This window comes from Naumannella halotolerans (assembly GCF_004364645.1).
Classification (GTDB): Bacteria; Actinomycetota; Actinomycetes; order Propionibacteriales; family Propionibacteriaceae; genus Naumannella; species Naumannella halotolerans.
Genome location: NZ_SOAW01000001.1, coordinates 709,796 through 735,265 on the forward strand (window position 1 = coordinate 709,796; position 25,470 = coordinate 735,265).

17 protein-coding genes and 3 rRNA genes are annotated in these 25,470 nt (G+C 65.5%); 19 read left to right on the top strand and 1 reads right to left on the bottom strand.

Features of this window, described 5'->3' with window-relative positions; all coding sequences use genetic code 11:
• Positions 1–16: 16 nt before the first annotated feature.
• From CLV29_RS03385 to pheT, 3 genes are all read left to right on the top strand, one after another.
• On the top strand, positions 17–1,108 hold the full coding sequence (locus CLV29_RS03385; RefSeq protein WP_208292737.1) for a mechanosensitive ion channel family protein: 1,092 nt from the start codon (positions 17–19) through the stop codon (positions 1,106–1,108).
• 342 nt (positions 1,109–1,450) lie between these two features.
• Positions 1,451–2,593, top strand: a complete 1,143-nt coding sequence (pheS, locus tag CLV29_RS03390) for a phenylalanine--tRNA ligase subunit alpha (RefSeq protein ID WP_133754996.1) — start codon at positions 1,451–1,453, stop codon at positions 2,591–2,593.
• Positions 2,590–5,100, top strand: a complete 2,511-nt coding sequence (gene pheT, locus CLV29_RS03395) for a phenylalanine--tRNA ligase subunit beta (protein ID WP_133753648.1) — start codon at positions 2,590–2,592, stop codon at positions 5,098–5,100. The genes pheS and pheT overlap by 4 nt, the downstream gene beginning before the upstream one ends.
• On the opposite strand, the gene CLV29_RS03400 is transcribed toward pheT, so the two are convergent.
• Positions 5,101–5,991, bottom strand: a complete 891-nt coding sequence (locus tag CLV29_RS03400; protein WP_243831698.1) for an amidohydrolase family protein — start codon at positions 5,989–5,991, stop codon at positions 5,101–5,103.
• 53 nt (positions 5,992–6,044) lie between these two features.
• Here CLV29_RS03400 and argC point away from each other — a divergent pair, with 53 nt between their 5' ends.
• The 16 genes from argC to CLV29_RS03480 all read left to right on the top strand — a co-directional run bounded on the left by argC (position 6,045) and on the right by CLV29_RS03480 (position 25,363).
• Positions 6,045–7,076 carry an N-acetyl-gamma-glutamyl-phosphate reductase gene (gene argC, locus CLV29_RS03405; RefSeq protein WP_133753650.1) on the top strand — a complete coding sequence of 344 codons (1,032 nt, stop codon included), beginning with the start codon at positions 6,045–6,047 and terminating at the stop codon, positions 7,074–7,076.
• A complete protein-coding gene (gene argJ / locus CLV29_RS03410; RefSeq protein ID WP_133753651.1) occupies positions 7,073–8,224 on the top strand; it encodes a bifunctional glutamate N-acetyltransferase/amino-acid acetyltransferase ArgJ in 1,152 nt (383 codons plus the stop codon). Before argC ends, argJ begins: the two co-directional genes overlap by 4 nt.
• Complete coding sequence (gene argB / locus CLV29_RS03415; RefSeq protein WP_133753652.1) at positions 8,221–9,180, top strand: acetylglutamate kinase; 960 nt, start codon at positions 8,221–8,223, stop codon at positions 9,178–9,180. The genes argJ and argB overlap by 4 nt, the downstream gene beginning before the upstream one ends.
• Entirely contained in the window at positions 9,177–10,397 is a 1,221-nt protein-coding gene (locus CLV29_RS03420) for an acetylornithine transaminase (RefSeq protein WP_133753653.1), read from the top strand. Before argB ends, CLV29_RS03420 begins: the two co-directional genes overlap by 4 nt.
• Positions 10,394–11,338 (top strand): ornithine carbamoyltransferase, encoded by a 945-nt coding sequence (gene argF / locus CLV29_RS03425; RefSeq protein WP_133753654.1) that lies wholly within the window; start codon positions 10,394–10,396, stop codon positions 11,336–11,338. The genes CLV29_RS03420 and argF overlap by 4 nt, the downstream gene beginning before the upstream one ends.
• Positions 11,335–11,826 carry an arginine repressor gene (locus CLV29_RS03430; protein ID WP_133753655.1) on the top strand — a complete coding sequence of 164 codons (492 nt, stop codon included), beginning with the start codon at positions 11,335–11,337 and terminating at the stop codon, positions 11,824–11,826. Before argF ends, CLV29_RS03430 begins: the two co-directional genes overlap by 4 nt.
• A 10-nt stretch (positions 11,827–11,836) precedes the next feature.
• Entirely contained in the window at positions 11,837–12,625 is a 789-nt protein-coding gene (locus tag CLV29_RS03435) for a GNAT family N-acetyltransferase (protein WP_133753656.1), read from the top strand.
• A 123-nt stretch (positions 12,626–12,748) separates the two neighbouring features.
• Positions 12,749–14,224 carry an argininosuccinate lyase gene (gene argH, locus CLV29_RS03440; RefSeq protein WP_133753657.1) on the top strand — a complete coding sequence of 492 codons (1,476 nt, stop codon included), beginning with the start codon at positions 12,749–12,751 and terminating at the stop codon, positions 14,222–14,224.
• 27 nt (positions 14,225–14,251) lie between these two features.
• A complete protein-coding gene (gene tyrS / locus CLV29_RS03445; protein WP_133753658.1) occupies positions 14,252–15,523 on the top strand; it encodes a tyrosine--tRNA ligase in 1,272 nt (423 codons plus the stop codon).
• Between the two features lie 838 nt (positions 15,524–16,361).
• Positions 16,362–17,880 (top strand): 16S ribosomal RNA (locus tag CLV29_RS03450).
• Positions 17,881–18,207: 327 nt separating this feature from the next.
• Positions 18,208–21,319 (top strand): 23S ribosomal RNA (locus CLV29_RS03455).
• 75 nt (positions 21,320–21,394) lie between these two features.
• A 5S ribosomal RNA gene (gene rrf / locus CLV29_RS03460) occupies positions 21,395–21,511 on the top strand.
• Together the 16S, 23S and 5S rRNA genes form the textbook arrangement of a ribosomal RNA operon.
• A gap of 923 nt (positions 21,512–22,434) precedes the next feature.
• Positions 22,435–23,124, top strand: coding sequence for a hypothetical protein (locus CLV29_RS03465; protein ID WP_133753659.1), 690 nt, complete (start codon positions 22,435–22,437; stop codon positions 23,122–23,124).
• Positions 23,121–24,179, top strand: coding sequence for an HAD-IIA family hydrolase (locus CLV29_RS03470; RefSeq protein ID WP_208292739.1), 1,059 nt, complete (start codon positions 23,121–23,123; stop codon positions 24,177–24,179). Before CLV29_RS03465 ends, CLV29_RS03470 begins: the two co-directional genes overlap by 4 nt.
• Positions 24,180–24,284: 105 nt before the next feature.
• Entirely contained in the window at positions 24,285–24,623 is a 339-nt protein-coding gene (locus CLV29_RS03475) for a hypothetical protein (protein WP_133753660.1), read from the top strand.
• An 8-nt stretch (positions 24,624–24,631) separates the two neighbouring features.
• Complete coding sequence (locus CLV29_RS03480) at positions 24,632–25,363, top strand: TlyA family RNA methyltransferase (RefSeq protein ID WP_133753661.1); 732 nt, start codon at positions 24,632–24,634, stop codon at positions 25,361–25,363.
• Positions 25,364–25,470: the final 107 nt, after the last annotated feature.

The window sequence follows — 25,470 nt, forward strand, 5'->3', positions numbered from 1 at the left end:
AGGAGCACACCACACCTTGGACGAGATCCTCGCTGTCGCACTGCCGATCGGCATTACCGTGCTGGTCGGCGCGCTCGGAGCCGTTGCCGTCACCCTGCTCTCCGGAGCGGTGATCAAGATGGCCAGTCGCCGGCCGAGAATCCAACAGGTGTTGCGGCGCCAACTGCGCTGGCCGGGCGCGACCTTCGCCTTCACCGTGGCCGCCACCATCGCCGGTACGGCCAGTGGTGCGATCTCCCTCGCCGGGGATCTCGGGCCGGGCATCCGGCAGACCTTGATCATCTGCTGCATCGCCGCCGGGGCCTGGTTGCTGACCAGGATCATCGCCGTCATCGGTGACAGCCTGGCCAGTGAGTTCACCACGACCACCAGCAGCGGACAGACCCGGCGGATCCGGACCCAGGTGATCCTGCTCCGACGGGTGGCGATCGCGGTGGTGGTGATCATCGCCATCGGTGCCGCACTGTTCACCTTCCCCGGTGCCCGGGCCATCGGCACCTCCCTGCTCGCCTCGGCCGGCCTGGCCTCGGTGATCGCCGGTCTGGCCGCACAATCGGTGCTCGGCAACGTGTTCGCCGGGATGCAACTCGCCTTCTCCGACGCCATCCGGGTCGACGATGTGGTCGTCGTGGAGGAGGAATGGGGAACCATCGAGGAGATCACCCTCACCTACGTCGTCGTCCGGATCTGGGACGACCGCCGGCTGGTGCTGCCGTCCACCTACTTCACCCAGACCCCGTTCACCAACTGGAGCCGGCGTACCCCGATGATCCTCGGCACCGTCGAGTTCGACCTCGACTGGGGTGTCGACATCGACCGGATGCGCGACGAACTCGACCGGATCCTGGCCGCCTCGAAGCTGTGGGACGGCCGCTCGCAGGGCCTGAACATCACCGAGGCGACCGGTGGTTGTCTGCGGGTACGGGTGGTGCTCAGCACCGACTCGACCGACAAGGTCTTCGACCTGCGCTGTGAGGTACGCGAGGCGCTCACCAAGTGGCTGCAGACCGAGCACGCCGACGCCCTGCCGGTGAACCGGCTCACCTTCGCCGATGCCGATCCGCTACGGGTACGCACCAGCGAGCGCGCCGACGTGAGCGTGGGCTGACCGTCTGCCCCGGCCCTGCCGCCTCAACCCATCCGGTCCCGGAAACAGATGGACGGCGCCCGCGGCACGCTGGGTATGCTGATCGGGTGAACCTCATGCGGCGATTCATCCGCCCCCGGCCGGAACAGGGCCGTGGGGGCTGGGTGATGCACGTGGCGGCACCTCTGTCCTGACGGTCCGGACCCGGCCGGGGGAGCGCCCACCGCCCCATCCCGAGAGCCGAGGAATTCATGAACCCCCACCCGTCAGCGCCGAACAGGCACAGCAACCGATCTGTCCCTAGACTGTCCCGCGCGGGTCGTCCGACCCGCAGCAACACCCCGTCGCCGAACGGGGTCGATGATGCAGGGAAGTGAGAAGATCGTGGCCGCCGAAACGGACGAGTCCAACGACGCACAGGCGATCCCGGCCGCGCCGGCGCTGGATGAGACGACCGTCAGCGGACTGGTCGAAGCAGCTCTGGCCGCCGTCGCCGAGGCCGCCGACAGTGCCTCGCTGAAACAGGTACGGATCGACCACACCGGTGAGCGGTCACCGCTCGCCCTGGCCAACCGTGCCATCGGTGGCCTGCCCGGTGCCGAGCGCAAGGACGCCGGCAAACGGATCGGCCAGGCCCGCGGCCGGGTCAACCAGGCACTGAAGGCGCGCGAGGGCGAGCTGGGCGAGGCCGAACTCGCCCATCGGCTGACCGAGGAGACCGTCGACGTCACCTTGCCGGTGAGCTTCGGCCCGGTCGGCGCACCGCATCCGATCACGGCCATGATCGAGCTGATGAGCGACACCTTCCTCTCCATGGGCTGGGCCGTCGCCGAGGGCCCGGAGGTGGAGACCGAATGGATGAACTTCGACGCCTTGAATCTGCACCCCGATCACCCCGCCCGGGCGGAGTCGGACACCTTGTTCGTCGCCCCCGCCTCCTCCCATGTGGTGCTGCGGACCCAGACCTCCCCGGTGCAGATCCGTTCGCTGCTGACCCGCGCCCTGCCGGTCTACGTGGTCTCCCCGGGCAAGGTGTTCCGCGCCGACGAGTACGACGCCACCCATCTGCCGGTCTTCCACCAGATCGAGGGACTGGTGGTTGACGAGGGGATCACCCTGGGGCACCTGAAGGGCGCCGTGGAACAGTTCGCCCGAGCCCTGTTCGGTGAGATCACCCTGCGGTGGCGGCCGAACTACTTCCCGTTCACCGAGCCGAGTGTCGAGGTCGACCTCGAATGCTTCGTCTGCCACGGCGAGTCGGTGGGCAATCCCGATCGCCCCTGCCGTACCTGCTCCTCGGAGGGGTGGATCGAGTGGGGCGGCAGCGGCGTGGTGAACCCGCGGGTACTGGCCGCCGCCGGGGTGGACACCGATCGGTACACCGGTTTCGCCTTCGGCATCGGTGTCGAGCGGGCGTTGATGTTCCGCAACGGCGTGAAGGACATGCGCGACATGAGTGACGGTGATGTGCGGTTCAGCCGCGCCCTGATGGGAGATGCACGATGAGGGCCCCGATCGGCTGGTTGGCCGAGTACGCAGCACTGGGTGATGATCTCGATCCGGTGACGCTGCGCGAGCAGTTGATCAACATCGGGTTGGAGGTCGAGCGGATCGACTCCGCCGGTGCCGATGTCAGCGGGCCGGTGGTGATCGGCAAGGTGGTCTCCTTCGAGGCCGAGCCGCAGAAGAACGGCAAGACCATCCGCTGGTGTGCCGTCGACGTCGGTGAGTACAACCAGACCTCGGAGATCACCGACGGTGGACCACGGGGCATCGTCTGCGGCGCGAGCAACTTCGCCGAAGGGGACCTCGTGGCAGTGGCGCTGCCCGGCGCGGTGCTGCCCGGCGATTTCGCGATCTCGGCCCGCAAGACCTACGGCCACGTCTCCGACGGCATGATCTGCTCGGCCCGCGAGCTGGGTCTGGGCGATGAGCACGACGGGATCCTGGTCCTGTCCCCGGTCGATGATCATGGCAATCCCCGCGAGCTCGGTACGCCGGTGGTCGATGCCCTCGGACTCCGCGAGGACGTGCTGGACATCGCCGTCACCCCCGACATGAGCTACTGCCTGTCGATCCGCGGGATCGCCCGGGAGTCGGCGCTGGCGAATTCGGTGGCCTTCACCGATCCGGCCGCCGAGGCGTTGCCCGCGCCGATCGCCGAGGGACAGTCGGTGGAGCTGCAGACACCGAAGGCGCCGCTCTACACGATGCTGAGCATCAGCGGAGTGGACCCGAGCCGTCCGAGCCCGCAGTTCATCACTCGCCGGCTGCAACTGGCCGGGGTACGCCCGATCTCGCTGATCGTCGATGTCACCAACTACGTGATGTTGGAGATCGGCGTACCGCTGCACGCCTTCGCCACCGATCGGGTGCAGGGCGGGATCGTCGTCCGGGAGGCGACCGAGGGGGAGACCCTGGTCACCCTCGACGACAAGCGGCGCACACTCGCCGCGGGCGACCTGCTGATCACCGACGACTCCGGCCCGATCGGGCTGGCCGGGGTGATGGGCGGTGCCAGCACCGAGATCGACGAGACCACCACCGAGGTGTTGTTGGAGGCGGCCTGGTTCGACCCGATCCAGATCGGTCGTACCTCACGACGCCTGAAACTGGTCTCCGAGGCGTCCAAGCGATTCGAACGGACCGTCGATCCGCGCGCCACCTATGCCGCGGCCGCACGTGCGGCCGAGTTGCTGACCCGCTACGGCGGCGGCACGGTCACCGGGACGACGATCGTCGGCCGGGCGCCGGAATCGCCACGACAGACGATGGATCCGCAGCTGCCCTCCCGGGTGCTCGGTGCCAAGATCGACGACCAGTGGGTGATCGACACCCTCACCGCCAGCGGGGTCGAGGTGACCGTCGGTGAGACGGGTCTGCAACTGCGGCCGCCGAGCTGGCGCCCCGACCTGGTCGACCCCTTCGACTACGTCGAAGAGGTCGGTGCGAAGTGGGGCGTCAACGACAAGATCGCCTCGGTCGTACCGCGGGCTCCCGGTGGACACGGGCTCAGTCCGGTGCAGCGGGCCCGGCGGGCGGTGAACCGGGCCGCCACCGCCGCGGGCTTCGTCGAGGTGTTGTCGTTCCCGTTCACCTCGGCCGCCGATCTGGACAAGCTCGGGATCGCCGCCGATGATCAACGACGTGACCAGGTCAGCTTGCTGAACCCGCTGTCGGAGCTGCAGGACAAGCTCCGGACCACGGTGCTGCCGGGGTTGTTCGCCGCCGTGGCGAAGAACACCTCCCGCAGCCAGGACGACCTCGCCCTGTTCGAGTTCGGCTCGGTCTACTTCGGTGCCCAGCGTCCGGATGCGCCCACCCCGGGAGTGCTGGACCGCCCAACCGATGCCGAACTGCTCGCCCTGGATGCGGCACTGCCGCGCCAGCCATGGCATTTCGGTGCCGTGCTCACCGGGCTCTGGCAGCCGAAGGGCTGGGACAACCCGGCGAAACCGGCCGGCTGGCAGCAGGCGCTGGCGCTGGTCGACGTGGTTGCCGCCTCGCTCGGGCTGCGGGTCACCCGACGCGCTGCTGAGTACGCACCCTGGCACCCGGGTCGGTGCGCGGCGATCTCGGTCGGCGACACGCTCATCGGGTACGCCGGTGAGCTGCATCCGAAGGTGGTCCAGGCGTTCGGGTTGCCTGAACGCACCGCTGCCGTGGAACTCGACTTCGATGCCCTGATCGCGCTGGTGCCCGGTCCCGGACAGGTGCCGCTGATCTCGCCGTACCCGGTGGTGAAGGAGGATGTCGCCCTGGTCGTCGACGAGGCGGTTCCGGTCGCCGATGTCGAACAGGCGCTGGTCCAGGGTGCCGGTGAGCTGCTGGAGAGCGTCCGGTTGTTCGACATCTACCGCTCCGAGCAGCTCGGCGAGCAGAAGAAGTCGCTGGCCTACTCCCTGCGGTTCCGGGCTGCCGACCGTACCCTCACCGAGGCAGAGGCCTCGACGGCACGCGATGCCGCGGTGCAGGCGGCTGCCGAGCGGTACGGAGCCGTGCAGCGCGCCTGATCATCCGACGCCCCGGTCGGTGAGTCCGAGCAGCCGGGCGCCGTTGTTCCACAGCACATCGCGCAGCCAGTCCTCACCGGGGCTGAGGCGTTGCAGCACCTCGATCTGGTGGGCGTAGGGGTAGGGGATGTTCGGGAAGTCGGTGCCGAGCACGACCTTGTCCTGCAGTGCGGCCAGCCGCTCGACATAACCCGGCGGCATCGGCCAGGCCGATTCGGTGAAGTCGGTGCCGACCATCGTGGTGTCGAGGTGGACCCGGGCGAACTGCTCGGCCAGGTCGGCGAAGGCGTCGTACTCGGGTAGGCCGGCATGGGCCACGACGAGGGTCAGTTCCGGCCAGCGCTGGAGCACCGCGCGTACCCGTTCGACGCCGGTGTACGGGCCGGGTTCGGGGCCCGATCCGGCATGGATCACCACCGGGACGCCACTGTCGCTCAGCAGTCGCCAGGCGTCGTCCAGCAATGGGTCGGTGGGGGAGTAGGCGCCGACCTGCACATGCAGTTTGAAGACCCGCGCCCCGGATTCCAGGGCTCGGGCGACGTAGTCGGTGACGCCGGGTTCGGGGTACAGGGTTGCGGAGTGGACGGCGTCGGGGACGCGGTCGGCGAACTCGGCACACCACTGGTTGAGCCAGGTCGCCATCCCGGGTTTGTGCGGGTAGGTCAGGGACGGGATGGCGCGTAGCCCGAGGCTGCGCAGGATCTGCAGCCGTTCCTCCTCGGGCAGTCGGTAGGTGATCGGCCAGCGTCCACCCGGTGTCTGCACCGCGTCGAAGTAGGCCCACACCTTGCGCAGCATCGGTTCGGGCAGGAAGTGGACATGGATGTCGGCCAGTCCGGGGATCCCCAGGTCACGCCACAGGTCGGGTACTTGCTCATCGGTGAGAGGCACGACGCGATGATAATCCATGGAATACATATTCCATGTGTGGCATACTCATGGCCATGACGATACGGGTAGGCGTTGCCGGGTGCACCGGTTACGCAGGCGGTGAGGCGCTACGCCTCCTGCTGGGGCATCCCGAGGTGGAGATCGGTACGTTGAGTGCCGGCGCCTCGGCAGGATCGACCTTGGGGACCCAACAGCCCCATCTGCGACCGTTGGCCGACCGACGAATCGCCGAGACCAGCGCTGCCGAACTGGCCACCAACGATGTGGTGATCATGGCCCTGCCGCACGCCACCTCCGGGCCGATCGCTGCCGAACTGCCCGACGATGTCGCGGTGATCGATTGCGGGGCCGACTTCCGTCTGGCCGATGCCGAGGACTGGGAGAAGTTCTACCGCACCCCGCACGCCGGGACCTGGCCCTATGGGCTGCCGGAACTGCCCGGACAACGGGAGAAGCTGACCGGCACTCGCCGGGTCGCCGTACCCGGCTGCTACCCGACCTCGGTGACCCTCGCGCTGCTGCCCGGGCTGGTGCACGGGGTGATCGACGGCTCCGATGTGGTCGTGGTGGCCGCGAGTGGTCCCTCCGGTGCCGGCAAGGCGGCCAAACCGCATCTGCTCGGTGCCGAACTCATGGGGTCGGCTTCGGCCTACGGCGTCGGTGGTGTGCACCGGCACGTACCGGAGATCCTGCAGAACTTCCGTACCCTCGGCGCGGTCGATCCCAGCGTGTCCTTCACCCCCGTCCTGGTGCCGATGCCGCGGGGGATCCTGGCCACCTGCACCGCACCGCTGGCGGCCGAGGTCGACGCCGCCGAGGTCCAGCGGATCTGGACCGAGACCTACGCCGACGAACCGTTCATCACGGTGCTGCCGCCCGACCAATGGCCGCAGACCCAGTACGTGACCGGGGCCAATGCCGCACACATCCAGGTGACCGTGGACACCGCTGCCCACCGGGTGGTGGCCGTCGCCGCGATCGACAACCTGACCAAGGGGACCGCCGGTGCGGCGGTCCAATGCCTGAACCTGGCCATGGGCCTGCCGGAGACCACCGGGCTGCCGGTCGTGGGGGTGGCGCCATGAGTGTCACCGCACCCCACGGCTTCACCGCTGCCGGGGGCACCGCCGGGTTGAAGCCCAGCGGCCGCCCGGACCTCGCGGTGGTCCACAATGTCGGGCCCCGGGCCAGTGCAGCGGCGGTCTACACCTCCAATCGTTTCCCCGCAGCACCGGTACAGGTCTCCCGGGAACACACCGCCGACGGGGAACTGCGCGCGGTGGTGCTCAACTCCGGCGGCGCCAACGCCTGCACCGGGGAAGCGGGCCTGAGCGCCGCCCGGACGATGGCAGCCACCGTTGCCGAGGCGATCGGGCTCCTCGAACAGCAGGTTGCGGTCTGTTCGACCGGTCTGATCGGGGTCGAGTTGCCGCTGGAGCTGGTGGTACCGGGGATCGTCGAGGTCACCGCTGCCCTGCATCCCGAAGGCGGTCAGGCAGCCGCGGAGGCGATCATGACCACCGACACCATGCCCAAACAGTCGGTCGTCGGTGGCAACGGCTGGGTGGTCGGGGGGATGGCCAAGGGTGCGGGGATGCTCGCCCCGGGTCTGGCGACGATGCTCGTGGTGATCACCACCGATGCCGAACTCGAACCCGCAGAACTGGACTCCCACCTGCGGGCGGCGACCAGGGTGACCTTCGACCGGGCCGATTCCGATGGATGCATGTCGACCAACGACACCGTGATCGCCATGGCCAATGGCGCCAGCGGGATCCGACCCGATCCGCAGACCTTCGGCGATGCGCTGACCGCGGTCTGCGCCGATCTCGCCCGGCAATTGATCGCCGATGCCGAGGGTGCCTCCCACGAGATCGCGATCACCGTGGCCGGAGCGGCAACCGAGGACCAGGCCGTCGCCGGCGCCCGTACCATCGCCCGTTCCAACCTCTTCAAATGTGCGGTCTTCGGCGGCGATCCCAACTGGGGCCGGGTGCTGTCGGCGATCGGCACCACCGACATCGCCTTCGAACCCTCCCGGGTCGATGTCACCTTCAACGACATCACCGTCTGCCGTGGCGGTGGTATCGGTGAGGACCGCAACCTGGTCGACCTCTCCGGCAGACAGGTCGAACTGTTGGTCGAACTGAACGCCGGCGATGCCCGGGCGACCGTGCTGACCAACGACCTGACCTATGACTACGTCAAGGAGAACGCGGAGTACTCCACATGAGTGATCATCTGACCCTGGTCGAGAAGGCATCCATCCTGACCGAGGCACTGCCCTGGCTGGACACCTACGCGGGCAAGCGAATCGTGATCAAGTACGGCGGCAACGCCATGATCAACGAGGACCTCAAGCGCGCCTTCGCCCAGGACATCGTCTTCATGCGGCGGTGCGGTCTCTACCCGGTGATCGTGCACGGCGGTGGTCCGCAGATCTCCTCGATGCTCGGTCGGCTCGGCATTCCCTCGGAGTTCAAGGGCGGTCTGCGGGTCACCACCCCGGAGGTGATGGAGATCGTCCGGATGGTCCTGGTCGGGCAGGTGGGAAGGGATCTGGTCGGATTGATCAACTCCCACTCCGCTCTCGCCGTGGGTATGTCCGGTGAGGACGGAGGCCTGTTCACCGCTCAGCGACGCGGTGCCGTCGTGGACGGGGTGGAGACCGACATCGGCCTGGTCGGCGACGTCACCGAGGTCAGCACCGAGGCGATCGAGGGGTTGTTGGCCGCCGGGCGGATCCCGGTCGTGGCCAGCATCGCCCCCGATGCCAACGGGGTGGTGCACAACGTCAATGCCGACACCGCCGCAGCCGCCTTGGCGGTGGGTCTGCAGGCCGAACGGCTGGTGGTGCTCACCGATGTCGAGGGGCTGTACGCCGACTGGCCCAACTCCACCGACATCGTCAAGGAGATGCCGGCCTCGGCACTGCGGGAGCTGTTGCCCACCCTGGAATCGGGCATGGTCCCGAAGATGGAGGCATGTCTGCGGGCGGTGGAGGGTGGACTCACCAGGGCGACGGTCAGTGACGGCCGGATCGCCCATGCACTGCTGTTGGAGATCTTCACCAATGCAGGCATCGGCACCATGATCACCCAGGATGGCATGATCCGCCTGGGCAGTCGGGTCTTCTCCGCCGAGTCGGGGATCCCGGAGAACGAGTACTACAACGGAGGCGCACCGTGACCGAACTGGTCTCACCGGCCAGTGGCAGCACCGAGGTGCTGCGGGCCTACAACGGATCGATGATCAACAGCTTCGGTCCACCCAAGCGGGTCTTCGTGCGGGGAGAGGGGGTGCACGTCTGGGATGCCGAGCAGAACAAGTACCTCGACCTGCTCTCCGGCCTGGCCGTGAACGCCCTGGGGCATGCGCATCCGACCGTCCTCGCCGCGGTCACCGGTCAGCTGAGCACGCTCGGTCATGTGTCCAACTTCTTCGCCACCCCGGCCCAGGTGACGCTGGCCCAGCGACTCAGCGCGCTGGCCGGAGGTGATGCGAAGGTGTTCTTCACCAACTCCGGGACGGAGGCGAACGAGGCTGCGCTGAAGATCACCCGGCTGACCGGTCGAGCGAAGATCATCGCTGCCGAGGGCGCATTCCACGGTCGCACGATGGGGGCCTTGTCGATCACCCACAAACCGAAGTACCGCGAACCGTTCGAGCCGTTGCCCGGTCCGGTCGAGTTCGTTCCCTACGGTGACGCCGAGGCCTTGGCGGCAGCGGTCGACGAAACGGTCGCGGCCGTGGTGCTGGAACCGATCCAGGGTGAGAACGGCATCGTCGTGCCCCCGCCGGGCTATCTCGCCGCTGCTCGCGCCATCACCGCCGAGCACGGTGCACTGCTGTGGTTCGACGAGGTGCAGACCGGGCTCGGCCGGGCCGGGGAATGGTTCGCCCACCAGGCCGAGGATGTCGTACCGGACCTGATCACCATCGCCAAGGGCCTGGGCAACGGTTTCCCCGTCGGCGCCTGTCTGGCCCTGGGTGCGACCGCCGACCTGATGTATCCCGGCTCCCACGGCACCACCTTCGGTGGCAACCCGGTGGCGGCAGTGGCGGCGCTGGCGGTGCTCGGCGTGATCGAACGCGACGGGTTGCTGGACCGGGCCCGGCGCAACGGTGATCAACTCGCCCGCGACATCGAGACACTTGATCACCCGCTGATCGCCGAGGTACGCGGACGCGGACTCCTGCGCGGAGTGGTGCTCACCGAGCCGGTGGCACCGGCGGTATCCGATGCCGCCCTGGACGCCGGATTCATCATCAACGCCCCACGACCGAATGTGCTCCGACTGGCGCCGCCGTTGATCATCGGAGCCGATGACCTGAGCTCCTTCGTCCAGGCCCTGCCCGGCCTGTTGGACACCGGTCGGGTGGCTGCAGGGGAGGCGCGGGTATGAGGCACTTCCTGGCCCCGAACGACTTCAGCCCTGCCGAACAGGCGCGGGCGATCGACCTGGCCGCCGAACTGACCCGGGACCGGTGGTCCCACCGTCCCTTCAACGGCCCACGGTCGGTGGCCATCATCTCCGACAAACCGACCCTGCGTACCCAACTCTCCTTCCAGGTCGGTATCGCCGATCTGGGCGGGAACGCGCTGATGGTCGATGGCAATCTCGCCGGCGTCGGAACCCGGGAGTCGATTCCGGATTCCGCGCGGGTGCTCGGACGGCAGGTGGCGCAGATCGTCTGGCGGACCGGGGCGCATGAACGGATCGAGGAGATGGCCCGTCATGCCGGGGTGCCGGTGATCAACGCCCTGACCGATGACCACCACCCGTGTCAGGTACTGGCCGACCTGCTCACCATCGCCCAGCATCAGGGGGACGGCACCGCGGGCTCGCTGCGGGGTCTGTCGATGACCTATCTCGGCGACGGGGCGAACAACATGTCCCACTCCTACCTGCTCGGTGCCGCGCTGGCCGGGATGCACATCACCATCGCCTCACCTGCGGGCTACCAACCCGATCCGGCCGTGGTCGAGTCGGCGAACCTGATCGCCGCCGACACCGGGGCCACGATCCGGATCACCGACGAACCTGGCGCCTTCGGTGCCGACGCGGTGATCACCGACACCTGGGTCTCGATGGGTCAGGACGGCGCCGAGGAACGGGCGCGGGTGTTCGCGCCCTATCGCGTGACCACCGAGCTCATGGAGACCGTGCCGCAGGCGATCGCGATGCACTGCCTGCCGGCCTACCGGGGCAAGGAGATCGACGCCGAGGTGATCGACGGACCGCGTTCGGTGGTCTGGGACGAGGCCGCCAACAGGCTGCCGGTGCAGAAGGCCGTGATGATCATGCTGGACGAATGGGCAGGTCAGGACGGCGAAGCCCGATGAGTGCGCCGACGACGAAGGCGGCCCGACAGAACCTGATCATCAGCCTGGTCGGGGGACAGGCGATCCGATCCCAGAGCGATCTGGCCGAGCTGTTGAACGTCCACGGGATCGAGGTGAGCCAGGGGACCCTGTCCAAGGACCTCCTGGAGATCGGTGCCATGCGTGTGCGGTCCAGCGACGGCCAGTTGATCTACGCCGTACCGGGGGAGGGCGGTGACCGCAGCGCCACCGCCGCGGAATCGGGGACCTTCGAGAAGCGCCTCACCCGGGTGTGTGAGGAACTGTTGGTCTCGGCCGAGGGGTCGGCGAACCTGGCGGTGCTGCGTACCCCACCCGGTGCGGCGCAGTACGTCGCCTCAGCCATCGACCGGGTTGCCTGGCCCGACATCCTCGGCACCATCGCCGGTGACGACACCGTGATGGTGATCAGTCGCGACGGTGCCGGTGGTGCCGCGCTCGCCGAACGATTCCTGTCGCTGAACGCATGATCGGACCGTCGTGATCGAGCTCGACCTCGATGACCGGTTACGCGCGGTACGCCACTGGTTGGGGACCTGGCCGGCCGCGGAGGTGGTCGAGACCTCCGGCTGGTTGCTGCAGGCCACCGAGGGGTTCACCAAACGTGCGAATGCCGCGCTCCGGTTGGCCCCGGATGCACCGATCGACCCGGTGATCGAGTTCTACACCGCCCGCGGCCTGCGCCCGAGTGTGGTCGACTATGCCGGGTTGGCCGACCCCTTGCCCGCTGAACTGCTCGGCGACGGTTGGCACGCCCTGGAGTTCGATCCGGTGCTGGCGATGCCGATCACCGGCCTGCGCCTGCCAGAGCTCCGCGGCACGGTGGAGGTGCAGTTGCATGGACAGACTCCGCCGGAGCGGTGGCTGGCCGGTTGGTTCGCCTCCGGCAGGCAGGACTCGGCGGTGGCCCGCGCACTGGTCACCGGGTCGGCGTGGCAGGCTTTCGCGCTGATCGACGATCCCGACGCCTCACCTGCGAACGAGCTTCCGGTGGCCGTCGGCCGGATCGCGGTGGACGGTGGATGGGCCGGGGTGAACGCGATGTGGACCCGTCCGGATCAGCGCGGACGCGGGTACGCCGGGATGGTGCTGCAGGCGCTCGCCGGCGCCGCACAGCAGATCGGTGCCGGGTATCTCCAACTGAGCGTCGAGCACGACAACCACGCCGCCCGGGCTGCCTATGCGAAGGCCGGTTTCGGCCAGGTCGATCGCTACCGCTATCTCTTCGCACCTGCCGACGGTCGTGAACGCAGTGGGCACCAAGGGTGAGCGTGCGGCAAGCTTGCCTACCGTGCGAGACCGTCGGTGCAGCCGCCGGCCTGCCGAGCACGGTGCATCAGGGCCGGACGGCACCGAGGCGCAACCCGTTGACGACCAGAAGTGAGAGGACATATGTCTAGCGAGCAGCCCGCAGGAGCCGCGAACGGCGGACAGGGACGACTCTGGGGTGGGCGTTTCGCCGGCGGACCGGCGGAGGCGATGTTCGCCTTGAGCAAGTCGACCCAGTTCGACTGGCGGTTGGCCCGGCACGATCTTGCAGGTTCACGTGCGCACGCCCGGGCGCTGTACCGAGCGGAACTGCTCACCGCCGACGAACTCAAGGAACTGTTGAACGGCATCGACCGGCTCGACGAGCAGGTGGCGAACGGTGAGTTCGTGCCGGCGGCCGGGGACGAGGATGTGCACGGCGCACTGGAACGCGGGCTGATCGAGTTGCTGGGGCCCGAACTCGGTGGTCGGCTGCGGGCAGGGCGTTCCCGCAACGATCAGATCGCCACCCTGATCCGCCTGTGGCTGCGCGAGGAGTTGCAGGTCATCGCTGACGGGGTGGCGCAGGTGGTCGGGGCCCTGCACGGTCAGGCGACCGAGCTGCTGGGCGTACCCATGCCAGGACGCACCCATCTGCAGCACGCCCAGCCGGTCCTGGTCTCCCACCACCTGCTGGCCCATGCCTGGCCGTTGCTGCGGGACCTCGACCGGATCGCCGATCTGCTGCGTCGACTCGACGAGAGCCCCTACGGTTCGGCAGCACTCGCCGGTACGTCCCTGGGCCTGGACCCGCAGGCTGTCGCGGCCGACCTCGGTTTCGGCACCTCGGTGGCGAACTCGATCGACGGTACGGCCGCTCGCGACCTGACAGCCGAAGCGGCCTTCGTACTGGCGCAGATCGGGATCGATCTGTCGCGGGTCAGCGAGGAGGTGATCCTCTGGAGCACCTACGAGTTCGGATTCGTCACCCTGGCCGACGAGTGGTCGACCGGGTCCAGTATCATGCCGCAGAAGAAGAACCCCGATGTGGCCGAACTCGCTCGCGGGAAGTCGGGGCGGTTGATCGGGAACCTGACGGGCCTTCTGGCCACCCTGAAGGGGCTCCCGTTGGCCTACAACCGTGATCTGCAGGAGGACAAGGAACCGGTCTTCGACAGTGTTGATCAACTCCGGATCCTGCTGCCGGCGGTTGCAGGCCTGCTCGGCACCTTGACCTTCCACACCGAACGGATGGCCGAGTTGGCGCCCCAAGGGTTCTCCCTGGCCACCGATGTCGCCGACTGGCTGGTACGTCAGCGCGTACCGTTCGCCCGTGCCCACGAGATCGCCGGCGCCGCGGTCCGCTACTGCGAGGAGCGGGGGGTCGAACTGCAGGATCTGACAGTCTCCGACATCGCACGGATCTCTCCCGAACTGGGCCCGGAGGTGTTGCAGGTACTCAGCGTCAGCGGTTCGATCGATGCCCGCGACGGGCGCGGCGGAACTGCCACAGCACGGGTGTCGGAGCAGTTGTCCGAGGCGGCCGAGCGGCTGCACGAGCTGCTGCCACGGATCGGCGATCATGGGGAGGCCGACGTGCCCGGGCCGGATGCGACGTGAGCGCGCCGATCGGGCAGGATTGGACCCGTGAATGTTTTCGATGAGCTGTCCTGGCGGGGTCTGATCGCCAATTCGACCGATCCGCAGGCACTGTCCTCGGCATTGGCCGGAAGGCTCACCTTCTACGTGGGGTTCGATCCGACTGCTCCCAGTCTGCACATGGGCAACCTGGTGCAACTGATGGTCGCGCGACGGCTCCAGGCCGCGGGCCACCGGCCGCTGCTGCTGGTCGGCGGATCGACCGGTCTGATCGGTGATCCGAAGGAATCGGGTGAGCGGACGATGAACCCGAAGGAGGTGGTTGCCGAGTGGGTTGCCCGGATCCAGGGCCAGGTTAGCGGATTGCTGGATCTGGACGGTGACAACCCCGCCACCCCGGTGAACAACCTCGACTGGACCGGGCCGATGTCGGTGATCGACTTCCTCCGCGACATCGGCAAGCACTTCCCGGTGAACCGGATGCTGGCCCGCGACGTGGTGCGCAACCGGCTCGAGGACGGGATCTCCTACAGCGAGTTCTCCTACGTGCTGCTGCAGTCCCTGGACTACCTGGAGCTCTTCCGACGCTACGACTGCACCCTGCAGTTCGGTGGCAGTGACCAGTGGGGCAACATCACCGCCGGTGCGGAGCTGATCCGGCGGGTGACGGGTGAGCGGGTGCATGCGATGGCCAGTCCGCTGCTGACCAAGGCCGATGGGACGAAGTTCGGCAAGACCGAATCCGGCACCGTCTGGCTGGACCCCGGGCTGACCAGTCCCTACGCCTTCCACCAGTTCTTCCTGAACGCCGAGGACGAGAAGGTGATCGACTACCTGAAGGTGTTCTCGCCGCGAGGGGAGGACGAGATCGCCCAACTCGCGGTGGAGACCGCCGAGCGCCCGCAGGCAAGGCGAGCCCAGCGCGTACTCGCCGACGACATCACCACCTTGGTCCATTCCGCGGCGGAGGCCGAAGCAGCCAATGCCGCCGGCCAGGCACTCTTCGGCAGAGGGGACCTGTCGACGATGGACGAGACCATGCTCCGCAATGCACTCACCGAGGTGGGGCTGACCGAGGTCGGCGGACCTGAACTGCCAACCGTGGCCGATGCCTTGGCTCTGTCCGGTGTGGTCGCCAGCAAGTCCGCCGGCCGGCGTGCAGTGGCCGAAGGTGGCGCGTACCTGAACAACGAACGAGTCACCGATGCCGATGAGCGTCTGCGGCCGGATCAGCTGTTGCACGGCCGCTACGTGGTGCTGCGCAGGGGCCGGAAGACGGTCGCCGGACTCCGATTTGAAACCTCGGCAGCAGGGGTCTAGTGTCTCTCCTCGTTGCCGGTTCCGGGGTCACTCGGAACAGCCGGGGAACGAGTTGACATCAGTTCGACGAAGGCCCTAGCTTTGGCAGCCGCCGCAGGTCCGAAAGACACTTCGAACCGCGCTGGGAGCGAGTTGACATCAGCTCGACGAAGCCCTAGCGTAGGCAGTCGCCGCAGGCCGAGGGTAACCGGAGCCAAAGAAGCGAGTTGACAACAAGTCAGCGAGCATCTAGAGTAGGCGAGGCCCAAGAGACGGCCTGACGAAAGTCAGGAGCCTGGGCAACCACCATCCAAAGGCGGGGTAAGGCTTGAGTCCAATACGGACCAGCTGAGGCCCTTCCTTCAGGTGCGTCTCCCGGACTTCGGTCCGGACCGGAGATTTGACGAGAGTCGGATCGAAGGGTAGAGTAGGCCAAGCCTTCTGGGGCAGAAAGCTTCGCAAGAAGCACAGCCCGAAGGCACCAACCTCAACCTTCACCGGGAGTGGTGCGCGTCCTAGTCGGACCCACTGAAGCTTCCGGAACTGGGTTGTCGGCTGGGCCGGCTCGAGAAAGCGGATTTGACTCCGCCGGATCGGATCGGTAAAGTAGTACGGGTTGCCCCAAGCGGAGGTCGAGAGGCCAAAGCGCGGAGCGCGAACGAAACTTGAGAACTCAACAGCGTGCTTAAAAGTCAATGCCAAGCAATGCATTAAAACCTCGTCGATCGAGGAAGCAGATCTTCGGATCTGGTGACTCGTGACGAAGTTCCTTTGATGAATGATATGGGTCCTATCCTTTGGACCCGGTCAGGCATCTCAAAGTTGACTTCCTGCCTACTTCGGTAGGCAGGGCAAGTTTTCAACGGAGAGTTTGATCCTGGCTCAGGACGAACGCTGGCGGCGTGCTTAACACATGCAAGTCGAACGGTAAGGCCCCTTCGGGGGTACACGAGTGGCGAACGGGTGAGTAACACGTGAGCAACCTGCCCTTGACACTGGGATAAGCGATGGAAACGTCGTCTAATACCGGATACCAGCTCGGTGGGCATCCACTGAGCTTGAAAGCTCCGGCGGTCAAGGATGGGCTCGCGGCCTATCAGCTTGTTGGTGAGGTAACGGCTCACCAAGGCTTCGACGGGTAGCCGGCCTGAGAGGGCGACCGGCCACACTGGGACTGAGATACGGCCCAGACTCCTACGGGAGGCAGCAGTGGGGAATATTGCACAATGGGCGAAAGCCTGATGCAGCAACGCCGCGTGCGGGATGACGGCCTTCGGGTTGTAAACCGCTTTCAGCAGGGACGAAGCTAACGTGACGGTACCTGCAGAAGAAGCACCGGCCAACTACGTGCCAGCAGCCGCGGTGATACGTAGGGTGCAAGCGTTGTCCGGAATTATTGGGCGTAAAGAGCTCGTAGGCGGTCTGTCGCGTCGGAAGTGAAAACTCAGGGCTTAACCCTGAGCCTGCTTCCGATACGGGCAGACTTGAGGAAGGTAGGGGAGAATGGAACTCCTGGTGGAGCGGTGGAATGCGCAGATATCAGGAAGAACACCAGTGGCGAAGGCGGTTCTCTGGACCTTTCCTGACGCTGAGGAGCGAAAGCGTGGGGAGCAAACAGGCTTAGATACCCTGGTAGTCCACGCCGTAAACGGTGGGCACTAGGTGTGGGACTCATTCCACGAGTTCCGTGCCGAAGCTAACGCATTAAGTGCCCCGCCTGGGGAGTACGGCCGCAAGGCTAAAACTCAAAGGAATTGACGGGGGCCCGCACAAGCGGCGGAGCATGTGGATTAATTCGATGCAACGCGAAGAACCTTACCTGGGTTTGACATATACCGGAAACATCTGGAGACAGGTGCCCCGCAAGGTCGGTATACAGGTGGTGCATGGCTGTCGTCAGCTCGTGTCGTGAGATGTTGGGTTAAGTCCCGCAACGAGCGCAACCCTCGTCCTATGTTGCCAGCGGGTAATGCCGGGGACTCATAGGAGACTGCCGGGGTCAACTCGGAGGAAGGTGGGGATGAGGTCAAGTCATCATGCCCCTTATGTCCAGGGCTTCACACATGCTACAATGGTTGGTACAGAGGGCTGCGAAACCGCAAGGTTTAGCGAATCCCAAAAAGCCAGTCTCAGTTCGGATTGGGGTCTGCAACTCGACCCCATGAAGTCGGAGTCGCTAGTAATCGCAGATCAGCAACGCTGCGGTGAATACGTTCCCGGGCCTTGTACACACCGCCCGTCAAGTCATGAAAGTCGGTAACACCCGAAGCCGGTGGCCCAACCCTTTTGGGAGGGAGCCGTCGAAGGTGGGACTGGTAATTAGGACTAAGTCGTAACAAGGTAGCCGTACCGGAAGGTGCGGCTGGATCACCTCCTTTCTAAGGAGCCCATTGGCAGCCATGAGCTGTCCAAGCGTTCCGATCCGAGACGTACGTTCTCGGCGGAACAGGCTAACTGAAGTGGAACATTGACCATTAAGCCGGCAGTCGGAATCGACGTCAGTACAACTCACACGTTCTCGAACGAGTGGGAGTGGAACCTCGAAGATCACCAGGCCGGCCCGGGCACGCTGTTGGGTCCTGAAGGGTCGATCGCGCAAGCATCACTCTTCTGCGGACCAGCGCTGAAGCTCCGAAAGGAGTGGAGGAACTGGTACCGCCCGTATCTTGAGAACTTCACAGTGGACGCGAGCATCTTTGTAGTAACAACAAGCTACTAAGGGCAATCGGTGGATGCCTTGGCACCAAGAGCCGATGAAGGACGTTGTAACCTGCGATAAGCCCCGGGGAGCTGGTAAACAAGCTTCGATCCGGGGATCTCCGAATAGGGAAACCTCGAAGGAAACCGGAGTCATGTCCGGCGACCCCTGCCTGAACACATAGGGCAGCGGGAGGGAACGTGGGAAAGTGAAACATCTCAGTACCCACAGGAAGAGAAAACAACAGTGATTCCGTAAGTAGTGGCGAGCGAACGCGGAAGAGGCCAAACCGCATCTGTGTGATAGCTGACAGGCGTTGCATTTGCGGTGTTGAGGGGCCATTCAGACCAGGCTGTCATCTGGTCAGAGAGTCATAAATGCTCACTGAAGACGAAGAACTCTGGGAAGGTTCGGCACAGAAGGTAATACCCCTGTAGTTGTAAAGTGTGCACTCTCGAATGTTACCCCAAGTAACACGGAACCCCTGAAATTCCGTGTGAATCTGGCGGGACCACCCGCTAAGCCTAAATACTCCTTGGTGACCGATAGCGGACAAGTACCGTGAGGGAAAGGTGAAAAGTACCCCGGGAGGGGAGTGAAATAGTACCTGAAACCGATTGCCTACAATCCGTCGGAGCCCTACGGGGTGACGGCGTGCCTTTTGAAGAATGAGCCTGCGAGTTAGTGGTATGTGGCGAGGTTAACCCGTGTGGGGAAGCCGTAGCGAAAGCAAGTCCGAACAGGGCGATCGAGTCGCATGCTCTAGACCCGAAGCGGAGTGATCTATCCATGGCCAGGGTGAAGCGACGGTAAGACGTCGTGGAGGCCCGAACCCACTTCAGTTGAAAATGGAGGGGATGAGCTGTGGATAGGGGTGAAAGGCCAATCAAACTCCGTGATAGCTGGTTCTCCCCGAAATGCATATAGGTGCAGCGTCGCGTGTTTCTTACCGGAGGTAGAGCACTGGATAGTCTAGGGGGCCCACAAGCTTACCGAAATTAACCAAACTCCGAATGCCGGTAAGTTAGAGCGCGGCAGTGAGACTGTGGGGGATAAGCTTCATAGTCGAGAGGGAAACAGCCCAGATCACCAGCTAAGGCCCCTAAGCGATGGCTAAGTGGAAAAGGATGTGGAGTTGCGCAGACAACCAGGAGGTTGGCTTGGAAGCAGCCACCCTTGAAAGAGTGCGTAATAGCTCACTGGTCAAGTGATTCCGCGCCGACAATTTAGCGGGGCTCAAGCCATCCGCCGAAGCTGTGGCATTCACATAATAGCCCGGTACCTAGTACCCAGGCATGTGGATGGGTAGGGGAGCGTCGTGTGCGCGAAGAAGCGGCGGGGTGACCCAGCCGTGGAGAGCACACGAGTGAGAATGCAGGCATGAGTAGCGAATGACGGGTGAGAAACCCGTCCGCCGAATATCCAAGGGTTCCAGGGTCAAGCTAATCTGCCCTGGGTGAGCCGGGACCTAAGGCGAGGCCGACAGGCGTAGTCGATGGACAACGGGTTGATATTCCCGTAGCCGGTTTTTGAACGACCCTGCCGAGGCAGGTAATGCTAAGCACGGAAGTTGACGGGACGTCTTCGGACTGAACGTCAATGACTCTGCGACCCAAACTTGTATTAGGCAAGCTGCGGAGTGACGCAGGAAGGTAGCCCATCCCGGGCGATGGTAGTCCCGGGCTAAGTGTGTAGGACGAGGTGTAGGCAAATCCGCACCTCATACGTCTGAGACAGGATGGCTCGATGGTACGGTTTCCGTACTCATCGTGTGGGTGATCCTATGCTGCCTAGAAAAACTTCGTGAGCGAGTTCACTAGCCGCCCGTACCCCAAACCGACACAGGTGGATAGGTAGAGAATACCAAGGCGATCGAGATAATCATGGTTAAGGAACTCGGCAAAATCCCCCCGTAACTTCGGAAGAAGGGGGGCCGGATACGTGTAGGGATTTACTCCCGAAGCGTTGATGGCCGCAGAGACCTGGCCCAAGCGACTGTTTACCAAAAACACAGGTCCGTGCTAAGTCGTAAGACGATGTATACGGACTGACTCCTGCCCGGTGCTGGAAGGTTAAGGGGAAGTGTTAGCTTCGGCGAAGCACTGAACTTAAGCCCCAGTAAACGGCGGTGGTAACTATAACCATCCTAAGGTAGCGAAATTCCTTGTCGGGTAAGTTCCGACCTGCACGAATGGAGTAACGACTTGGGCGCTGTCTCAACCATGAACTCGGTGAAATTGCACTACGAGTAAAGATGCTCGTTACGCGCAGCAGGACGGAAAGACCCCGGGACCTTTACTACAATTTGGTATTGGTGATCGGTGCAACTTGTGTAGGATAGGTGGGAGACTTTGAAGCAGCCACGCCAGTGGTTGTGGAGTCAATGTTGAAATACCACTCTGGTTGTTCTGGTTATCTAACTTTGGTCCGTTATCCGGATCAGGGACAGTGCCTGATGGGTAGTTTGACTGGGGCGGTCGCCTCCCAAATGGTAACGGAGGCGCCCAAAGGTTCCCTCAGCCTGGTTGGTAATCAGGTTTCGAGTGTAAGTGCACAAGGGAGCTTGACTGTGAGAGAGACATCTCAAGCAGGGACGAAAGTCGGGACTAGTGATCTGACGGTGGCATGTGGAAGCGCCGTCACTCAACGGATAAAAGGTACCCCGGGGATAACAGGCTGATCTTGCCCGAGCGTCCATAGCGACGGCATGGTTTGGCACCTCGATGTCGGCTCGTCGCATCCTGGGGCTGGAGTCGGTCCCAAGGGTTGGGCTGTTCGCCCATTAAAGCGGCACGCGAGCTGGGTTCAGAACGTCGTGAGACAGTTCGGTCCCTATCCGCTGCGCGCGTAGGAGTCTTGAGAAGAGCTGTCCTTAGTACGAGAGGACCGGGACGGACTAACCTCTGGTGTGCCAGTTGTTCTGCCAAGAGCACGGCTGGTTGGCTACGTTGGGAAGTGATAACCGCTGAAAGCATCTAAGCGGGAAGCACGCTTCAAGATGAGGGCTCCCACTCCTTGTGAGTTAAGGTCCCCGGAAGATCACCGGGTTGATAGGTCGGACGTGGAAGTGCAGAAATGCATGGAGCTGACCGATACTAATAGACCGAAGGCTTGTCATTACAAAGATGCTACGCGTCCACTGTGGGGTTCCCGAGATACGGTCGGGAACCACCTGATCGAAATCTCAATAGAGTTTCGGTGATCATTGCGAGAGGGAAACACCCGGTCCCATTCCGAACCCGGAAGTTAAGCCTCTCAGCGCCGATGGTACTGCACGGGGGACCGTGTGGGAGACTAGGACGTCGCCGGACATCACAACAACCCCCGGGTCGCATCGCGACCGCGGGGGTTGTTTTATTTCTGGGCCCTTTCGTGTCTTGGCTTGCCTTGTGGGCTGCAGCATTGGTCATCGTGGCCATCGGCCATCGGCCGTCTGCCTCGGCAAGGCCGTGCATGAACGGGCCGGCACCTGGGGTGATCCTGCTTCGGTTTGTTCGGTCGTCCGACCTGTTGCTTTCCGGGGTTGCACCGGCTTCAGCGGGCCACCGGTTGGGCGAGTGGCCCGTCGGGCTGGTGCCGTTGTTCCCGGCATGGCCCAGACCGCGCAGGAACGCAGTTTGCAGCCGACACCGATATGAACAACGATGTAGCGGTGAAGGATTCTGAGCAGAACGAACCCGAGGATCGCCGCCGTCGACCAGGTAACGGCGAGGATTCGGGCCGTGGTGGTGAGCGTGGAGGCTCGGGACGCAGTGGGTCCAGGGGGCCGAAGAATGGCGGTGGCTCGCGCCGTACCGGTGACGATTCCTCACGCTCCGGCAACCGGCGTTCCAGTGACGGCGGTCGACGTCCCGCCGGCGAGCGCCGCGGTCGCTCCACCGACAGCCGTGACCAACGGTCGGCCGATCGGCGGCCCGGGCAGTCCCGCAGCTCCAGTGGGCGCGACAGCAATCGCGCCGATGAAGCCTCGCAGGACCGGGCACGCGGTCGTGGTGGTGACCGTGGCAGGTCCGGGGCCCGGGCCGAGCGGTCGGATGGTCGGGATCGGCAGGGGGCTGGCCGCGGTGATCGTCGTGATCGCCGCAGTGAGGGTTCCCGGCCCCGCGGTGGTGACTCGCGTCCAGGCCGCGATGGCAACGGACGTCCGCAGCGTGCCGGTGACCGACCCCCGCGCTCCTTTTCTCGAGACGACGACCGGCGTTCCTCGCGCGAGGTTCACCCCGACGATCCACAATTGCCGGCTGATCTCGACCTGTCCCCGTTGCCGAGGGCGGTCAAGGCCGAGCTCCGGGGACTTCCTGCGGATCTGGCCGAGAAGGTCGGTGGTCATCTGCTGATGGCTGGGCAGCTGATCGACACCGACCCGGTCGAGGCGCAGCGTTACGCCGCGGTTGCTCGGCGGCACGCCGCCCGGCTTCCGGTAGTACGCGAGGCAGCCGCCGAGACGGCGTATGCGGCCGAGGACTTCGCTGCAGCCCTGCAGGACTTCCGTACCCTACGGCGGATGACCGGCTCCGATGAATACCTACCGGTGATCGCGGACTGTCTTCGCGCCCTGGGCAAACCCGATGAAGCGCTGGCCACGGCACGCGAGGGCAGTGGCGGGCGGCTTCCGGTGGCGACCCGGGTGGAACTTCGTATCGTCGAGGCCGGCGCCCGCGAGGACCTCGGGCAGGTGGCCGAGGCGAAGCGGCTGCTGCGCAAGGCCTGGGACGCCGAGCACAATTCGCCCGCGGAGGTACGGGCGCGGCTGGCCTATGCCTACGCGGCCGTGCTCGAACGAGAGGGCAACACCGCCGACTCGCGGGCCTGGTTCGCCCGGGCGGCAGATGCAGATCCGGAGGCCACTGACGCCGCCGACCACCTCAGGGTCGACCGTACCGACGACATCGAGGTGGAGTTCGACGCCGAAGGTGAGGAGTGAGCGTGGGAGGTTCGGCCGAGGTGGTCGATCGTCGTACCGATGAGGAGGGCTCACTGGTCGAAGGGCTGGACGCCGTGCTCTTCGACCTCGACGGGGTGATCTACCGAGGTCCGGAGCTGGTACCCGGTGCCGATGATGCTGTCGGCAGACTGCGCGCTGCCGGCAAGCAGGCGCTCTTCGTGACCAACAATGCCGCCCGGACCCCGGACGCCGTGGCGGCCCATCTGACCGAGATCGGCGTCCGAGCGGTCGGGTCCGATGTCGTCACCTCCGCCCAGGCGGCGGCGAAACTCCTCGCCTCCCGGGTGGCGCCGGGTTCGAAGGTGCTGGTGGCCGGGTCGGCGCACCTGCGCGAGGAGGTGACGGCGAACGGTCTGCAGGTCGTCGCTGCTGCGGCCGAAGAGCCGGTTGCCGCGGTCCAGGGTTACACCCCGGACCTGACCATGGCGCAACTGGCCGAGGTGGCCTATGCGGTACAGGACGGAGCGTTGTGGGTGGCCACGAACACCGATCCCACCCGGCCCACCGAATCCGGCCTCGCCCCCGGTGCGGGCACCATGGTCGATGCCGTGGCGACGACCCTGCCGGGCAGGTTCCCCGAGGTCGCCGGGAAGCCCGAGCCGGCGTTGTTGGCCGAGACCCTGGAACGGGTCGGCAGCGATCGGGCAGTCTTCGTCGGTGACCGTCTGGACACCGACATCGCCGGTGCCCACTCCGTCTCCATCCCCGGCGTCCTGGTCCTGACCGGGTCACATGGCAAGGCCGATCTTGTGGCGGCCCCGCCGGCCCAACGGCCGGCGCAGGTCATCGCCGACCTCGGCGGCCTGTTCGCACCAGCCCGGGAAGCGGTCGGTGACCATCACCGGGTGCAGGTCAACGCAGTGACCGCAGTGATCGACGGTGACACCGTGACGCTGGACGGCCCGCTCGAGGGGACCGCGGAGCAACTCGACGCGCTCTGGGCACTGCTGAGCCTGGTCTGGGCGCGGACCGATGCAGGGCTGCCAGTTCCGGACACCGACCGGATGCTCGCCGGTCTCGATCAGATTCACTAGGGGCGGATTCACTAGAGGCGGATTCACCAGGGGCGACCCGTGCCCGATGTCCGACCGGGTTCGGCTGCTGGCCCGGTGTGGGTGACAGATCAACAGGAGGTGGAGATGAACGATTCGAGCGGACCCGATCGCGGGGAACGTACACCAGGCGAGGGCGGACACCGGATGACCGGTACGCCGACGCCTGCTTCCCTCGCCGGCCCAAGGAGCACCGGCGCCGCGGCACCACGAGTGGAGGCCGAGCCGGAGACCACGGGTGCGTCCCGCAACGGTGACCCCCAGGACGCACCTCGGCTCACCGACCCGCCGCACACCGGCGAGCCCGAGGTCGACGCCGTACTCGCCGAGCTGGGTGAACTCGCCACCGACCCTGCCCAGGTGCAGGCCCAGCTCAGCCGCGCCCACGAGGCGCTGCAAGAGATCATCAACCGCCGCGGTCAGTAGGTGGGTGGGTGAGCGAACGGCTCGACGTCGCCCTGGCAGCCAGGGGATTGGCACGTTCTCGTACCGCTGCGGCAGCGATGATCCGGGCCGGTGAGGTCACCGTCGACGGGACAGTGGTCACCCGGCCGGGCATCACCGTCTCCCCGGATGCCCGGATCGGCGTCGCCGAGGCCGCCCGGTGGGTCTCTCGGGCCGCGGACAAGCTCATCGGTGCACTGGACGCGTTCGACCTGCAGGTCGGCGGCCGGGCGCTGGACGCCGGTGCGTCGACCGGCGGTTTCAGCCAGGTGCTGTTGGATCGCGGCTGCCGGGAGGTCTACGCCGTCGACGTCGGGCACGACCAGCTCGCCGCACCCCTGCGCCAGGATCCCCGGGTGCACAACCTGGAAGGGCTGCACCTGCGCGATCTCGAGCTCGACCGCCACCTGGCCGGCCGCCGGGTGGACCTGGCCGTGGGGGATGTCTCGTTCATCTCCCTGACCAAACTGCTGGCTCCGATCCTCGATGTCGTCGATCCGGCCGGTTGGGCACTGCTGCTGGTGAAGCCGCAGTTCGAGGTGGGCCGCTCAGGGTTGGACAAACATGGTGTGGTCGCCAATCCGGGCCTGCGGCAGCAAGCAGTGGACAGGGTCGTCGCCTGTGCGGATGCGCTGGGATGGCACTGCCGGGGGACGATGCAGAGCCCGCTGCCCGGGACGACCGGAAACCTCGAACACTTCGTCCACCTGACCGGGAGCTGACCAAGCTTCCACCGATGCCGTGCTCCGACGTACCCCTCGGTCGGACGAGGCCGAGGACGCAAGACGGGATCACCAGCCTGTCGAAGCACCGGCGAGCGGCTGCTCAC

Coding starts and splice junctions, on each gene's coding strand:
- pheS (WP_133754996.1), top strand. CDS start 1,451: ATGCAGGGAAGTGAGAAGATCGTGGCCGCCGAAACGGACGAGTCCAAC.
- pheT (WP_133753648.1), top strand. CDS start 2,590: ATGAGGGCCCCGATCGGCTGGTTGGCCGAGTACGCAGCACTGGGTGAT.
- argC (WP_133753650.1), top strand. CDS start 6,045: ATGACGATACGGGTAGGCGTTGCCGGGTGCACCGGTTACGCAGGCGGT.
- argJ (WP_133753651.1), top strand. CDS start 7,073: ATGAGTGTCACCGCACCCCACGGCTTCACCGCTGCCGGGGGCACCGCC.
- argB (WP_133753652.1), top strand. CDS start 8,221: ATGAGTGATCATCTGACCCTGGTCGAGAAGGCATCCATCCTGACCGAG.
- argF (WP_133753654.1), top strand. CDS start 10,394: ATGAGGCACTTCCTGGCCCCGAACGACTTCAGCCCTGCCGAACAGGCG.
- CLV29_RS03430 (WP_133753655.1), top strand. CDS start 11,335: ATGAGTGCGCCGACGACGAAGGCGGCCCGACAGAACCTGATCATCAGC.
- argH (WP_133753657.1), top strand. CDS start 12,749: ATGTCTAGCGAGCAGCCCGCAGGAGCCGCGAACGGCGGACAGGGACGA.
- CLV29_RS03475 (WP_133753660.1), top strand. CDS start 24,285: ATGAACGATTCGAGCGGACCCGATCGCGGGGAACGTACACCAGGCGAG.